The sequence below is a fragment of the Algimonas ampicilliniresistens genome, from assembly GCF_030159955.1.
In the GTDB taxonomy this organism is placed as follows: Bacteria; Pseudomonadota; Alphaproteobacteria; order Caulobacterales; family Maricaulaceae; genus Litorimonas; species Litorimonas ampicilliniresistens.
This window is the reverse complement of the sequence record NZ_BSNK01000002.1, coordinates 1,168,923-1,183,179: the sequence shown is the minus strand read 5'-3', so window position 1 is coordinate 1,183,179 and position 14,257 is coordinate 1,168,923. Positions and strand designations below refer to the sequence as shown.

Sequence of the window (14,257 nt, the reverse complement as noted above, 5' to 3'; positions counted from 1 at the left end):
GACCCCACCCGGAGCCGCTACATGCGTATGTCCCTAATTTTCCTGCTCGGCGCCTCCATGCTGGTGACGGGCTGCGCCTCTACGGCAACGGGCATCCAAACGTCAGCGCTCGGAACGGGGCCAGAGATTTCGGTGCAGCAGACCGCACCATCTGGCACCGCGCTCGCCATCGTTCGATATCCCGCTTTCGTCGAGGATGACGCTGAGGACGATTTCTCCCAAGCCTATGCCGGGATGGCGATTGGCGGCGGGAGTGTGAATACAGACCCGGTCGAGACAAAAGCCTTGGCCAACTCGATTTTATTGAAATCCAATTATTTCGCCATGTCGCTTTACCGGGAACTGGCAGCGCGCTTGCCGGAGCATTCTGTCCTGCTCAGCCCACACAAGGTCATGAAAGCATCGGACGGGACACTGACCTCTGAGCCGATGACGCAGGCAGAAAGCCTCGCCTCCGTCGTGACCGTTGATTTCACCGCCTATAGCTATCCGGATGCGGAGCGGATGATGGGCGATAAGCCGCTCTCCTTCGGCGATCTGGTTACGCCCGTCGTAACGGTTCGCACGGACCCGCGCGCTGCCGTCGGCACGGAAGGCATTCTTATGGCCTCAGCGCCCTTAATCGGGGCCGCAGCCGGTCAAAACTATGCGCAGGGCATTACGGATGCGACGACGCTGCAAGAGGGCCGGATTGAAGCGGGTGTCCCCGAGCTGGATTTCATCAGTCATATTTCTGGCACGCCGAGGCTGTCCCCCGCGTCCACCGGACTTCGAGGTCGGGCGCAAGGCGCTGTCCGCGCTTACCCCATTGAAAAAATCCAGTTGGATGGATCAGCGCTTGCCGAAATGAGCAAGGATAGTGGCGACATTTTAGAGGCCCCCTTCACGAATGGGTTTGCGAACCAGATCATTACATTGATCAACGCAACCGACGCGAACAAAGCGGCCATGTTTCGCCGCGCGGACGTTATCGCCGACTATGATGAAAGCCTCGCCGCCCTGACGCTAGTTGGCAGTACCGACCCCGATTACCTGGCTCGCCTGCGCTATGCGGATCGTCTTCTAGACGCAGAGCAGAACTACCTCTCGGTCCAATCTTTGCGGCTCTATGACGGGGTGATTAATGGTGAGATGGGGGCTCAAGTTCGGGATATGCTCAAGGAAGAGCACCGGGTTCTGGAACGCCGTCGCCAACTCGCACGCCAGCAAAACATAGCCACAGCAGCGGCCTTTGCGGCGGCGATTGGCGGCGTTGCCATCGCCAGTCAGGACGATAACAGCTTTGGCGAAAAACTAGCCGCTCAAGCCATGATCCAAGGCGCCATCTTTTCGGCCACAGAAGCGATGCGTAAGAACCGCCTCTCCAAGGGCGTTGGCAATAATTATATTCAATCCGTCGTCCCGGCATTAACCGCGCAAACGGAAATCCAAGTCGACCTTATCGACAGTAGCGAGACGATTACGGCCATCCGGTTTGAGGACTTAAAGAGCAAACTCGGCGAACTTTACGCCGAGAACCAGCGCGCGCTGGATACGATTGCGACGCGTTGCACCTATAATGCTCCGTCTGACCCAGGCACATGGCTCGGGACTTGCGAGAACGGCCTCGCCAACGGATCGGGCGTGGGCGTCTTCCGTAACGCAAACGGAGATCTGGTCGAACATTATGGCTATGCCCGTAACGGTCTTGCCGACGGCCCCGGCTACCGGATCGTACGCGCAGCCGAGGGCTCTTACTCCATTGAAGGTAACTTTTCGGCCGGATCGGCCAATGGAGCCGTTCAAGTCGAGCGTTCAGGTTCTGTTGCACTCAGACGGTATAAGGCGGGTCGAGATATGGGGGCAGCACCGGCCGGATCGGTGATTGCCTCGCCTTTTAGATTGGGAGACCAAACCGGATGAAACAGTTCTTTTTGACCGCTGTTGCGTTGCTGCTCCCAACATCCGTCATGGCGCATGTGCCTGCGGTGACGCTCACGGCAGAGCAAACGGAGCAATGCGTAGTGATGATGTCGGGTTTCCCCGATGACAGCCCAGAGTCGCGCTATGTTTTCTTCCGTCTTAGCCAAGAATTGGCCAAAGATGTCTCGCCAGAACTTTCCGTTCTTATGGCGCGCTACATGGCCGAGAATGAAACCCGACGCCTCCCCGCAGGCTGGCCGATGATCGATGTAATCGAAGACATCGCCGACCCGGTCCTTCGTCAGGCTGCTCCGGCCCAAACCGTCGCCAGCATGTCGCATATTGCCTATTTTGATGCGCTTTGCGGCCCCTTTGTCCAAGGGCAAGTCGATAGCCTGCTCGCGTTTGATCCCGATCTTGCCGACACCGATATCGTCATCCGGGAAGATGCGCTTTATCTGCGCCAGATTCTGTCCGAGGCGCTGGATCGTCTCGGCGGCGGCGATAATAATGCCGCGCAAGCCTATGCCGCGTCACTTGTGACCGAACGGGACGACATTGAATATGTTGGTTTTGTTGATGAGGTTGATGAACTGGAAGCGCTGTTCATGGGCGACCTAGATACTAAATTATCGCGTTCCAACGATGCCGTAAACGAAAGCGTCAACGTCGAAGCCTTTCAGGACGCCGCCACGCTGGCGCGCGATATGGATGCGCAGGCGCGTGAAAAAGCGCAGCAGGAAAGACTTTATTCCCTCGTTCGCATTCTTGGCTCGGTGGGCTAACGCGCAGCCATGCGCTCACGCCGCCGCAACATTACGGTCTTTTCCATCTCAGCTTTGGACCTGTTCGCGGCTGCGCTCGGGGCATTCATTCTGATCGTTCTGGTCCTGTTTCCCTATTACAAGCTGGGCGGCACGGACACGTCGATGGAAGAGCTAGAGGAAATGGTCGAGAAACGCCGACTGGTTGCCTCGTCCACCCAATCGGAAATGGCGGAAATCCGCGCGATCCAAGCTGAAATCCGCCTGCTTGATCGACAATATCGTACGACCGAAGAGAATATGTCCGAGGTCGAAGCGAAAATCCGCGAAGTGCAACAGCAGACGGCGGAAATCGAAATTCCTGACCCGCCCCCAATCCCGAAACCCGTCCCAGAACCCGACCCCATACCTAATCCTCCGCGCTCCACTGGACGCGGCGTCGAGTTTTCTATTCTCGGTATTGGCACATCTCGGAAAGATGTGATGATCGTGGTCGATATGTCCGGATCAATGCGGTCGCATACCGGCAATGTTGTCTCCGCTCTGGAAGAAATTCTCGGCCAGATGCAATCCGACAACCGCTTCGCTATTCTCGGCTATCGAGGTGGCCCGAGCTATTCAGTCTATCCGCCGGGAGGGTCACTGACGCGGGCGACGCCCGGTGAAGTTCGCGGCGCTCTGCGGTTCGTGCAGGGATTGCCACGCCAATTTGGCGGCGGGACACCGACGCAAAGCGCGCTGGTCCGAGCGCTGAACGTACAACCCGGCGCGGTCATCCTTATTAGCGACGGTCAACCTGATGATGGCGATCCGGGCAATATCGTCACCAACATTACGCGCCGAAACCGGGGTCGAACGGAGATCCATACGGTCGCCATTGGTGACTATACATCCGACCCGCAGCTCACTCTGTTCTTGCAGGAACTCGCCAATAATAATCGCGGCGACTTTGTCGGGAGAGCCCGATGAAGAGACGTCCCGACAGAGAGGTGAACGTCTTCTCGATGAGCGCGGTCGACTTGTTCGCCGCCGCGATGGGGGCGTTCGCCCTGCTCGCGATTATCCTGCTGCCTTATTATCAGAAGGAAATCCGCGAACTCACGCCTGAGAATGCGATCAGCGACCTGCTCCGCGCTGCCGAAGATAGTTCGGTCGAAACGGTTGAGAAACGCAAGGCACTGGAGGCGAAGCGGTCAGCGTCGACGCAAGCGGTCTCAGATATTCGCTCAGACGCAGAAAAACTCTTGGCAGAGTTACGCGCAGCGGAAGCGGCCCTGTTAGAAAAACAAGCCGAAGTCATTCGCGCTGCACCCGTACCTGAACCCATGGAAGACAAACCTGCCCCGCAGGACAGTCCAAAACCCGCCCTCGTATCGTTCCGCTTTTTGGGCCTCAAAACAGCGCAGGACGATGTCACCATCGCACTCGACATGAACCGCTGCATGGCGGGTCACGAACGTAGTGTCGGTCGCGCCGTGGACCGTATCATCGATAGTCTCCAAGATAATCACGCGCTGTCTATTTTGGGTTTTCAACAAACCGATAGTGGCCCACGCACGCAAAGCTGGCCGCCCGGCGGCGGCCTGCGCAACATCAATGCCGCTGGCACGCAAGGACAGGCCAAGCAGTTTGCTGCACGTCTGACTGGGCAGTTCGGTGGTTCCGCTTCCATGCTCAATGCTTTTGAAAAATTGCTGTCCGGTCCGGGTGACGCAATTTTCCTCGTCTCAGACGGGTTACCCAATCCACGCGCCAATAATGGGCTGTCGCCCACGCGTCTGGTCCGCGAACTGACGCAAATGAATGGCGGGCGGAAAGAAATCCACACCGTCGTCGTCGGCAACTATTTCGATTATGACGGCACTGTCGAATTCATGGAAGATTTAGCCGCGCGCAATGGCGGTCAGTTCATGGCGCTGGCCAGTTCCGACAAAGGGGTCTGCGATTGATGCCCCATTCCCAAAATACACTCAGCCGAATAGGACTGACGCAATGAACCAGACTGACACCCTTCTCAAACGGACCTTCGTGTTCATTGTGGCCATTGTCGCAGCGATCGTACTAATCGGCATTATCCGCTTCACAACTGGGCCGCAGCTGCAGGAAATCCTGCTCGATAGCGACGCCAGCTTCTGGCCGTTCACCATCCAAAACATCATGTGGGTTGCACTGTTCATTGGCTTTGGCGAGCTCGTGCTGCGCTGGTCTGCAGCCAAGGATGAGGAAAGCCAGCTCGCGCGGGGTTACCTCCCAACCGATGGACGGCGGCTCGATATGGACGTGCTCGGCAAAATTCGCGACAGTATTGCGAGCCGTAAATTCGCCCGGAATGCATTTCTGCCTCGCCTAATCGCCCGAACGATCGACCAATACCGCGTCAGTGGGAAAGAGGATCAAGCCCTCGGCGTGATGAACGCGTCGCTTGAGCTTTACATGCACGAGATTGACTTGCGCTATTCGATCCTCCGCTATCTGACATGGCTAATCCCGTCGCTCGGCTTCATCGGTACGGTGATGGGCATCATGTTTGCGCTGCAATATGCGGGGGTTCCCGCCAATGCAGAAGCCGAAGACTTCCTCTATCAAGTTACGCAAAGATTAGGCGTCGCTTTTACCACGACTCTACTCGCCCTGATCATGTCTGCCGTACTGGTCCTGATCCAGAGCATGGTTCAGGCAAAGGAAGAACGCGCCCTGAACGCCGTCGGTCAATATACAATCGATAATCTGATCTTGAAACTTGGACGACGCGCGACGGCTGCAGAGGCGTCGGAATAATGTCGGACAAAAATACAGACTGGCAGCCGCCCAACGACAATTTCAACGTGCGGGAAGAACGCGCCCCATGGGGTCGTTATTTTGTCTATATGTTATTGCTCGGGGCTGTCGCGGCTGGCGGGATCTGGCTGGCGTCACAAGTGGTTGTGACTGACAAGATTCCCGATCAAGCGCGGATCGACCTTCCGGCTGAGACGCCGAGCGAAGCACCGCCAATGGGCGCCGATGAGGCCGCTTGGGTGCTAGCGCTCGAAAAGGATACGTTGGACGGCTACCGCGAATATCTAGCCGAATTTCCAGAGGGACGCTTTGCTGCCAAGGCGCAGGAACAAATCGACATCTATGACAACCGGGCGTGGGCCACAGCTGAACAGCGCAACACGATTGCGGGCTATGAAGATTACCTCACTGACTGGGAAGACGGGCTTCACGCTGACAAGGCGCGCGAACGCGTTGCCGAGATGAAAGCGGCGATAGACGCTGCCGAACGAGACGCGGCGGAACGTGCCGCGCGCGAAAGAGCCGATTGGACGCAGGCTGCGCGCGACAACACCGTCGCAAGCTACCAAACCTATCTTGACCAGCACCCAACGGGGGTCAATGCCGGTGAGGCCCGCAGTCGGATCGCCACCATGCGAGCCTCCACTGCTGACACCGCCGCGTGGAACGCCGCGAAAGCGGCCAATCAGGCCGATGCCTATCAGCAATATCTGACGAGCTTTCCGCAAGGGGCCTTTGTAGCTCAAGCGATGGCCGCCATTGAGCAATTACGACCCTCTGTCGGTAAGATATTCTCCGATTGCGACGCCTGCCCCTCCATGACGGTCCTGCCCAGCGGCAATGACACGCTCGGGGCGCTGGACACGGACGAGACTGCGCGCGCCAATGAGAAACCAGCGCGGCCCGTGACGATTGGAACACCCTTCGCAATAGGCGTCCGGGAAGTGACATTCGCCGAATATGATGCGTGTATCGCTGCAGGCGGTTGCTCAACGCGGCCCGACGATAAAGGCTGGGGACGTGGCACACGCCCGGTCATCAACGTGTCCTTCGCGGATGCCCAAGCCTACGCATCTTGGCTGTCCTCCTCCACGGGCCACACCTACAGCCTGCCGACCGAAGCCCAGTGGGAATATGCGGCGCGCGCGGGCGCAAACGACCTCTACCCCGGTGGATCATTGAGTGCGCTTTGCGCCTTCGCCAATGGCGCATCTAAGGAAACGCCTGTCGCTTGGGCCAATGCCGATTGCACCGATCCGGGCGTCGGACGTACCCTACCCGTCGGCACTCTATCGGCCAACGCCTTCAAGCTGCGCGATATGGTCGGCAATGTCGCGGAATGGACACTGGACTGCAACACCCTCAATCTGCGCGACGCGCCGGTAGACGGTAGCGCCGATGCACGCGGATCCTGCGGGCAGCGGGCTGTGCGCGGTGGGTCTTGGTTCTCTGGCCCGGACGATTTGCGCTATTCAGCGCGCATGATGCTCCGCCGCGGTGACCGGAACGACTTTACGGGCTTCCGGGTCATCCGAAAAATTGCGGGATAACAGCAATCTGACCGTTCATGCCGCACTCAGATGAAATCTGTTATGGGGATGCCATGATAATGCGAACCCTTATAGCGAGTTTAGCCGTTAGCGCGGCAATGAGTGTCGCCCTACCCACCTATGCGCAGGACACGGATCAAACGGACCAGTCCGAGGAGGATTGGCGCAAATCCCGAAAAAAAAGCGGGAGTTCCGACATTTACCGCAAGACCAATCCGAACTCGACGGGGTCTGGGGCACCGATGGTGGACTATAAACCCGTCAGCCCGGTTGAGCGTCTGCCGTCCGAGTCGCGCCGCCACGTGATGCGGGAACGCGCCAAGGCGATCGCCGAGAGTGATGATGGCGACATTTCCGATGTTGAATATAACCCCTCCGATGCGGCTCAGAGCGATGAGCAGCTGATGCGGGACGAACAGGAAGCTTGGGATACAATTGTCACCGACATGAAAGGCGACGGCGGCACGGCAAAAGCCGAAGGCGGGCCGAACAAGGTTGCTGTGGTTGGTGAGAACGGCGCAACAGCCGAAAAAGGATCGCGGGGCGGTTCGACCAAAACTCTGCAAGAAATCATGGACTCCATTAAGAATGGGCAGTCTGGTGGGAGTGGGAGCGCGTCGGAGGGTCAAAAGGACGGTGCCAGTGATGGCTCTAGTGAAGCTCAGGGCGAATCCCAAGCTGACGCATCACAAGGTCAATCTGGACAAGGTGACGCTCAATCCGAAAGCGAAAACCAAGGTCAAAATCAGGGTGACGGTCAGAGTGATGCTCAAAACCAGATTGATGGACAAGATGGCGGCGATTCTGGCGCAGACGGAGACAATTCCGGTGCGCAAGCCGCTGCCGAAGCATGGCCTGCCGCAACGCGCGCCGAAGAACCGTTGAGCCCGCTCGAACGCATCCGCCGCGCCAAGGAAGAACAGCCCGCACGTGGCACAGAGCGCAGCGCGTCAGACTATCTCGGCAATAAACCGGACGACTGACCCACATACTGATCTTAGCCGCACCGGCTTGGCGCATGGCGGCAAGCCGCGTTAGGTAAGCTCCATATCCGTTACAGAGCTTAAACATGATCGAATCCAAAATGGACCTCTCCAACGACGTCGCCATCGTGACTGGCGCAACCTCCGGCCTCGGTTGGCGCTTCGCCAAAGTGCTCGCCGCACAGGGTGCCAAAGTTGCGCTCGCTGGCCGTCGGGTCGAGCGCCTACAGGCGCTGGCAGAAGAAATCACAGCAGATGGCGGCACGGCGCTCAGTATCCCGACCGATATGTCAGATATGGCGCAGGTTGAAGCCCTAGCCGCGACGGTGGAAGATCATCTCGGCCTACCGACAATCCTAATCAATAATGCGGGGATTGCTGACGGTCAGTTGGCGACCAAGATGGATATAGGCTTCATGGAGCGGCTAATTGCCGTCAACCTGACTGGCCCGTTCTTGCTCGCCCGCGAAGTCGCAAAACGGCTTATTAAGGCGAAACAACCAGGCCGCATTGTCAATATCGCTTCCATCGCCGCCTATAATTACGATGGTAATGGGGCGGCGCTCTATTCAACCAGCAAGAGCGCGATTGCACGGATGACAGAAACGCTGGCGGTTGAATGGGCGCGCTTCTACGTCAATGTGAACGCCATCGCGCCAGGTCTCGTAAAGTCCGAGATGACGGATGGTATGGCGCAGCGGATGCAGGCCGGAGATCAAGCCGAAGATTTTGCCGCGCATACAAAACGTGGACGCGTGCCAACACCAGACTGGCTCGACAGCACACTTCTTTACCTCGTCGACCCGGCGAGCCATGCGGTGACTGGCACCGTCATCAAGATCGATGATGGGCAGCAAGACCGTTAAACCCTGAGCATCGTTGCGGCGGGACATCTGGCGCATTGACTGTCAATTCGGCAAAGAAAAACCCACCTCGCGGCGGGTCAATCACATAAATTTTGTCGGCTAATTACTCAGCAGGTGCGCTGGTCGCTTCGATGCTGGCCGCAACGGCTTTTTTCATCGTCCGCGCTTTGTCAGTCAGCTTGTGATTCTTCGTGCCCATCAAGAAGCCGTCGAGGCCGCCTTTAAAATCGACAGTGCGCAGTGTTTTCGCAGCAATACGCATCCGATAGTCTTGACCAAGAGCATCGGAACGAAGTGTGACGTTACACAGGTTCACTTCGAACCGGCGTTTAGATTTGATATTAGAGTGGGACACATTGTGGCCGCTCATCGGGCCAGTGCCCAAAAGGTCGCAGGTGCGGGACATGTTGCTTGCCTCAAAAAGTTCGTGGCGTTTTGAATAGAAAAAGGCCCGCAGGTGCGGGCGATCAGGCGCGGCCATTAGGCTCCATGGCGGTCCGGGTCAAGTCCGACCCGCATTCTTCCTGATAACTCTCACATAACGCTGCGACCTGACCAAAGCTTAATTCAGATCGGTCTGTTGTTCATGGGCGCGTTAGACAAGTCAGCGTAAAGCGTCCTTATGAAAAAGCTACTTTTTACGACTTTAGCCTTAACCGCAGCCATGCCCGCACTCGGCCAGAGCACCGCAGGCAATGCACGTGTCGATCTGATTCAAGAAGGCCGGCACATGCCCGTGCTAAATGAGCAAAATCTTGGTGAAGCTCGCTATATCGTCCCTGCAGCCCCTGAAGGCTCGACCCAATTCGCCTTCACATTGAAAGGTTATGTCTTTGGGATTCGCCTGATCAAAGCCTCCTATCTGGGCTATGAAACCGACACGGACTATGCCGCCTATACGGACATGAAGACATCAGGTCTGGGCGCCTTGGTCAAAAAGCTGGATATCTGGGCCGTATCGCGGGGATCCGTTTCTGCTGATGGGGCTTTGCGGCCCGACTTCCATGTTCAGCAAAATACGGACAAAAAGAATCGCCGTGTTGAGATGAATTATGACAATGCCAGCCGCAAAATCGATGTGAACATTGTGCCGCGACTCGGGAGCCAGGGCCTACCGCCCGCAACGCCTAAACAGCGATTCGAAGCTTATGATACGGTGACGGCCTTGCTGCATATGACGCGACGGGGTCGCACTGACGCCGACGACCTGTGCCGTGGCAGCGTGCCCATTTTCGATTCAAAACAGCACTATAATCTACGCCTTGCTCCCGTCGGAGAGAACCGCGTCAAATTTCTCGGCGACAAGCAGCAGGCCATCCATTGCTACGCCTATTATGAGCCCGTCTCAGGCTTCGACCCCGAAGACCTTCCGGATGCGGAAGAGGCAGGCACGCCGATTGACGTTTACTTCCAATATTATCCGGAAGTGGACATGCATGTACCCGTCCGATTTGCCTACCGCATCAGTAGCTTTAAGGCCATTATCAAGATGACGGGCCTGATGTTAGTGACGCCAGACGGCGAGATCATCATGGATGAGAGCTAAGGACGCGCCAAGAGTTTGGCTACAGCCGCTTGTGCCTTAGGATCAAAACCTGCGGAGAAGTGTGTGGCTTGTGGCAATTCCAGATAGGTCGCCTGTGGCATGGCTTCGGCCAGTTCACGGGCCAGTTCGACCGGCAAAACCCGGTCCCGCCCCGCCCCGATGATTAAGATCGGCCTGTCGAGATTTGCTAAGGCGTCCGGTATGTCAAAGCGAAGCAGATCTTCGTTAAAGGTAACGCGAATCGGAATGCCCATTGGGGTCCAAGCTTTCGCAACGGACCGAATGCTCTGTGCCGTCGTCTCTAGAATGACCGCATCGACCTGTGTGGCGCGTCCCGCCAGGTTTGAGCAAACGAAGCCGCCCAGCGAATGCCCCCAATAGATAATAGGGCGACCCGCTGCCCGGTCTTCAACGAGAGCGACAAATTCGTCGGCAACGTCTTCGATGGCCACGACCCCAGCCGCGCCACTACTGTCGCCATAGCCTGGATAATCCCAGACCAGCACTTGCCCAAACGGCGCAATCTTATTCGCATAGTCAACCCCATGCGCATATCGGTCCGATGCATTGCCGAAGCAGGACACAATGAGGGGCCCAACATCCGGACCAACCGTTGTGATCGCGATTGTTTCGTTGCCCAATAAGGCCCGCTTATGCTGAACATGATCGCCAAGCGTCCCTTCACCCCGGATAGCCAGCTCTACTCTGTCAGGACGCTGGACCGGTAAGAAGACGACATTTTCGTCAATATGAACACCGCGCACGAACAGAATAGCGGCCAAACCGAGAGCAACCAAGATCAACACATTCAGGACAATTAGGAACGCTCGCATTTCACTACGATACTGCCTCACAACCTATGAGCAAAGCGTGCATGCGCTGCCTTGCCTTTGTCAGCGTGGCCCCCAATGTGGTCACCATGGCGTTCGAGCCGATTCTTAAGGCCGTTCTGGGCCCGACCAATACCGGTAAAACCCATTATGCGGTGGAGCGGATGCTCGGGCGAAGCTCGGGCGTCATCGGCCTGCCGCTGCGTTTGCTCGCTCGCGAAGTCTATGACCGTATCGTGGCGAGGATTGGGGCCAATCAGGTAGCGCTGGTCACTGGCGAAGAAAAAATTATCCCGCCACATGCGCGCTACTTCGTCTGCACCGTTGAGGCGATGCCACCCAATACAGGCAAACATGGACGTCGGTTCGCTTTCCTCGCGGTCGATGAGGTTCAACTGATTGCCAACCACGAACGCGGTCACATTTTTACCGATCGTGTTTTGAACGCCCGTGGTTATGAAGAAACATTGTTTCTGGGCGCAGAAACCGCGCGGGACGTATTGCGGACCTTAGTCCCGGACATTCAGTTTGACAGGCGAGAACGCTTCTCAGAACTCACCTATGCTGGTGCAACCAAACTTAATCGCTTGCCCAAACGCTCTGTCATCGTCGCCTTCTCGGCTAAGGAGGTTTACGCGCTGGCCGAAGCTATTCGTCGCTTTCGGGGCGGTGCCGCCGTCGTCATGGGGGGTCTGAGCCCGCGCACGCGCAACGCCCAAGCGGAGCTGTTCCAGAGCGGTGACGTCGATTTCCTTGTTGCAACCGATGCCGTGGGCATGGGGCTTAATCTTGATACCAACCATGTCGCCTTCGCTGGCCTGTCAAAATATGATGGCCGTCGGCGGCGTTACCTTACGCCTATGGAAGCAGGGCAAATTGCTGGGCGAGCGGGCCGCTTTCGTGAACATGGTACATTTGGCACGACGGGCGACTGCCCCCCGATGGATGACGGGCTCGTCGAACGCATCACGCGCCACGAGTTCGAGATGCTGAATTACGCGGAATGGCGTAATTCAGACCTCGATTTTTCGTCTCTGACCACATTGGTCGAAACTTTGCATGCCCCGCGCCCGACCAAGCGCCTACGTCGAATCAAGGGGGCAGGAGACGAGCTGTCACTGGAGCGCCTGATGGCCATCCCAGAAATCGCGAATGGGGTGCGCGTGCCCGCCCAAGTGAAGCAACTCTGGGACGTTTGCCAAGTGCCGGATTTCCGAAACCTGACCATCGACGCCCATGTTCGACTGTTACAAGATATCTATCGAACACTGGTTATGGGCGGCGGACGCCTGTCCAATGATTTCATGGCGCGGAAGATCGCCCGGTGCGACGATATTAACGGCGATGTCGATGCCTTGTCCGCACGGCTTGCGAACATCCGAACTTGGACGTATTGCGCAGCTAAATCTAGCTGGATGCCCGATCCCGAGCATTGGGCGCAGGAGGCACGTGCGGTCGAAGACCGATTGTCTGATGCGCTCCATGAAGGCCTCATCGCCCGTTTCGTCGATCACCGGACATCTAAGCTGCTCAAGGGAATCGGATCAGGAGCCCTCATGGACGCGTCCATCAAAGATGACGGATCAGTTTTTGTCGACGGTCATCATATTGGCCAGCTCGACGGGCTGAATTTCACGCGCGACGCCGAAGCGTCGGACTTGGAAGCCAAGGCGCTAGAAGCGGCTGCGGTTAAAGCCGTCACGCCTGAAGTCGATCGCCGCCTGACTTCACTATCCTCTGGCCAGCACGCGATTTTCACACTGTCAGATACAGGGCAAATTCTGTGGGGCGGCATGGCAGTTGGCCGTATCGCCAAGTCAGGATCCGTCTTCTCACCAGATGTCGAAGTGATCGGCGGCGAGCTCGGTAATCCAACCTTGCGGCAACTGGCCGAAGACCGGATGCGTGAATATTTGCGCGCCGAGGTGGCGACCCATCTTACGCCTTTGAAAAAACTGAAAGAACTTCAGGACAAGCCGGACGTGTTGGCTGGATCCAAGGGCTTTGCGTTTCTTCTGCTCGAAAATCACGGATCATTGGACCGACGTCAGCACGGCAAAGCCGTGCGTGATGTGTCGCCAGAAGAACGGCGGGATCTGCGCAGCGTCGGCGTCCAGTTCGGGCAGTATAATGTTTATATGCCAGAACTCACCAAGCCAAAGCCAGCCCGGCTGCTCTCACTTCTCATCGCCTATGGCGCTGGCGGCGACCGCAAACCCTTTATTCCTTTTGCGGGGGTGACCTCAATTCCCAATGATGGGGATATGAAGTCAGATAACTTCGGCACTGGGGCGCTCGCTTTGGCAGGCTATAAAGCCGTCGGTCCGCGCATTGTACGCTTTGACATTCTCAATCGTCTGGCAACGCAGATCCGTGACGCACAGGGACAGTTCGAAAAAGTCGCTCTTGAAAAACCCAAACGCCCGACCTTTCAAATCATGTCAGAAATGTTGGCGCTGCTAGGCGCGTCGCTGGAAGAAACGCAGGGCGTGCTGAGCGCGCTCGGATTCCAGTCTGCGACAGTCGATGCGCCATTAGAAAAACCCGCTGCTCCCGTGGCAGATGCCTCTGAGCCGATGGAAAGGCCAACTGAATCCCCAGCTGATTCAACTTCAGAGGCGGGAACTGACACGCCTGATGCCGCTCAGTCTAAGGCCCCTGAAGCCAACCCGGTTCTGACCGCTGAACCGCCCAAACCACAAAAGCGCGACCGAACGCGTCCAGCCCTTACCGTCCATGTTCCCCGCGAACAGTTGGAAGACGGTACGTCTCGCGATGTTCCCAGCTTAGAATATTGGACACTGCCAGCCCGTCAGTCCCGGCCAGCGCGCGGCGACCGCGCCAGCGGTGGCCAAAATAAAGGTAAGGGGCGACGGGATTCCAAAGGCCGTAGTTCAAAGCCGCCGCGTCAAGGTAGCGGTTATTCCGCTGGCAAAGCCCCGCGGCCGCGCAAATCCATCGAAAACTCACCGTTTGCGGCCCTTGCCGCACTTCAGGGTAAGCCCTCTGATAAGAAGGATGGCGACTCCTGAGCGATA

The 14,257-nt window shown here is 57.3% G+C and carries 12 protein-coding genes; 10 read left to right on the top strand and 2 right to left on the bottom strand.

Annotation, left to right across the window (positions count from 1 at the left end):
• The first annotated feature begins 21 nt into the window (after nucleotides 1-21).
• From QQL54_RS13530 to QQL54_RS13495, 8 genes are all read left to right on the top strand, one after another.
• Complete coding sequence (locus QQL54_RS13530; RefSeq protein WP_284391689.1) at nucleotides 22-1,902, top strand: hypothetical protein; 1,881 nt, start codon at nucleotides 22-24, stop codon at nucleotides 1,900-1,902.
• Nucleotides 1,899-2,687: a hypothetical protein gene (locus QQL54_RS13525; RefSeq protein ID WP_284391687.1), complete on the top strand. Its 789-nt coding sequence runs from the start codon at nucleotides 1,899-1,901 to the stop codon at nucleotides 2,685-2,687. Before QQL54_RS13530 ends, QQL54_RS13525 begins: the two co-directional genes overlap by 4 nt.
• Nucleotides 2,688-2,696: 9 nt before the next feature.
• Entirely contained in the window at nucleotides 2,697-3,635 is a 939-nt protein-coding gene (locus QQL54_RS13520) for a vWA domain-containing protein (protein ID WP_284391685.1), read from the top strand.
• Nucleotides 3,632-4,615, top strand: a complete 984-nt coding sequence (locus tag QQL54_RS13515; protein ID WP_284391683.1) for a vWA domain-containing protein — start codon at nucleotides 3,632-3,634, stop codon at nucleotides 4,613-4,615. The genes QQL54_RS13520 and QQL54_RS13515 overlap by 4 nt, the downstream gene beginning before the upstream one ends.
• 43 nt (nucleotides 4,616-4,658) lie before the next feature.
• A complete protein-coding gene (locus QQL54_RS13510; RefSeq protein ID WP_284391680.1) occupies nucleotides 4,659-5,444 on the top strand; it encodes a MotA/TolQ/ExbB proton channel family protein in 786 nt (261 codons plus the stop codon).
• Nucleotides 5,444-6,994, top strand: a complete 1,551-nt coding sequence (locus QQL54_RS13505) for a formylglycine-generating enzyme family protein (protein ID WP_284391678.1) — start codon at nucleotides 5,444-5,446, stop codon at nucleotides 6,992-6,994. Before QQL54_RS13510 ends, QQL54_RS13505 begins: the two co-directional genes overlap by 1 nt.
• Before the next feature lie 59 nt (nucleotides 6,995-7,053).
• A complete protein-coding gene (locus QQL54_RS13500; RefSeq protein WP_284391676.1) occupies nucleotides 7,054-7,977 on the top strand; it encodes a hypothetical protein in 924 nt (307 codons plus the stop codon).
• An 86-nt stretch (nucleotides 7,978-8,063) separates the two neighbouring features.
• Nucleotides 8,064-8,843, top strand: a complete 780-nt coding sequence (locus tag QQL54_RS13495; RefSeq protein WP_284391675.1) for an SDR family NAD(P)-dependent oxidoreductase — start codon at nucleotides 8,064-8,066, stop codon at nucleotides 8,841-8,843.
• Between the two features lie 103 nt (nucleotides 8,844-8,946).
• On the opposite strand, the gene rpmB is transcribed toward QQL54_RS13495, so the two are convergent.
• Nucleotides 8,947-9,249 carry a 50S ribosomal protein L28 gene (gene rpmB, locus QQL54_RS13490; RefSeq protein WP_284391674.1) on the bottom strand — a complete coding sequence of 101 codons (303 nt, stop codon included), beginning with the start codon at nucleotides 9,247-9,249 and terminating at the stop codon, nucleotides 8,947-8,949.
• Nucleotides 9,250-9,465: 216 nt separating this feature from the next.
• Here rpmB and QQL54_RS13485 point away from each other — a divergent pair, with 216 nt between their 5' ends.
• On the top strand, nucleotides 9,466-10,389 hold the full coding sequence (locus QQL54_RS13485) for a DUF3108 domain-containing protein (protein ID WP_284391673.1): 924 nt from the start codon (nucleotides 9,466-9,468) through the stop codon (nucleotides 10,387-10,389).
• Here the strand turns inward: QQL54_RS13485 and QQL54_RS13480 are convergent.
• Nucleotides 10,386-11,222 carry an alpha/beta fold hydrolase gene (locus tag QQL54_RS13480; protein WP_284391672.1) on the bottom strand — a complete coding sequence of 279 codons (837 nt, stop codon included), beginning with the start codon at nucleotides 11,220-11,222 and terminating at the stop codon, nucleotides 10,386-10,388. The genes QQL54_RS13485 and QQL54_RS13480 overlap by 4 nt on opposite strands.
• A gap of 41 nt (nucleotides 11,223-11,263) precedes the next feature.
• Between QQL54_RS13480 and QQL54_RS13475 the strand changes: the two genes are divergently transcribed.
• Entirely contained in the window at nucleotides 11,264-14,251 is a 2,988-nt protein-coding gene (locus tag QQL54_RS13475) for a helicase-related protein (RefSeq protein ID WP_284391671.1), read from the top strand.
• The last annotated feature ends 6 nt before the right edge of the window (nucleotides 14,252-14,257 follow it).

What these genes read in the sequence shown, in the direction of transcription:
- QQL54_RS13495 (WP_284391675.1), top strand. Translation starts at nt 8,064, where the DNA reads ATGATCGAATCCAAAATGGACCTCTCCAACGACGTCGCCATCGTGACT.
- QQL54_RS13525 (WP_284391687.1), top strand. Translation starts at nt 1,899, where the DNA reads ATGAAACAGTTCTTTTTGACCGCTGTTGCGTTGCTGCTCCCAACATCC.
- QQL54_RS13485 (WP_284391673.1), top strand. Translation starts at nt 9,466, where the DNA reads ATGAAAAAGCTACTTTTTACGACTTTAGCCTTAACCGCAGCCATGCCC.
- QQL54_RS13505 (WP_284391678.1), top strand. Translation starts at nt 5,444, where the DNA reads ATGTCGGACAAAAATACAGACTGGCAGCCGCCCAACGACAATTTCAAC.
- QQL54_RS13510 (WP_284391680.1), top strand. Translation starts at nt 4,659, where the DNA reads ATGAACCAGACTGACACCCTTCTCAAACGGACCTTCGTGTTCATTGTG.
- QQL54_RS13480 (WP_284391672.1), bottom strand. Translation starts at nt 11,222, where the DNA reads ATGCGAGCGTTCCTAATTGTCCTGAATGTGTTGATCTTGGTTGCTCTC.
- QQL54_RS13500 (WP_284391676.1), top strand. Translation starts at nt 7,054, where the DNA reads ATGCGAACCCTTATAGCGAGTTTAGCCGTTAGCGCGGCAATGAGTGTC.
- rpmB (WP_284391674.1), bottom strand. Translation starts at nt 9,249, where the DNA reads ATGTCCCGCACCTGCGACCTTTTGGGCACTGGCCCGATGAGCGGCCAC.
- QQL54_RS13530 (WP_284391689.1), top strand. Translation starts at nt 22, where the DNA reads ATGCGTATGTCCCTAATTTTCCTGCTCGGCGCCTCCATGCTGGTGACG.
- QQL54_RS13475 (WP_284391671.1), top strand. Translation starts at nt 11,264, where the DNA reads ATGCGCTGCCTTGCCTTTGTCAGCGTGGCCCCCAATGTGGTCACCATG.
- QQL54_RS13520 (WP_284391685.1), top strand. Translation starts at nt 2,697, where the DNA reads ATGCGCTCACGCCGCCGCAACATTACGGTCTTTTCCATCTCAGCTTTG.
- QQL54_RS13515 (WP_284391683.1), top strand. Translation starts at nt 3,632, where the DNA reads ATGAAGAGACGTCCCGACAGAGAGGTGAACGTCTTCTCGATGAGCGCG.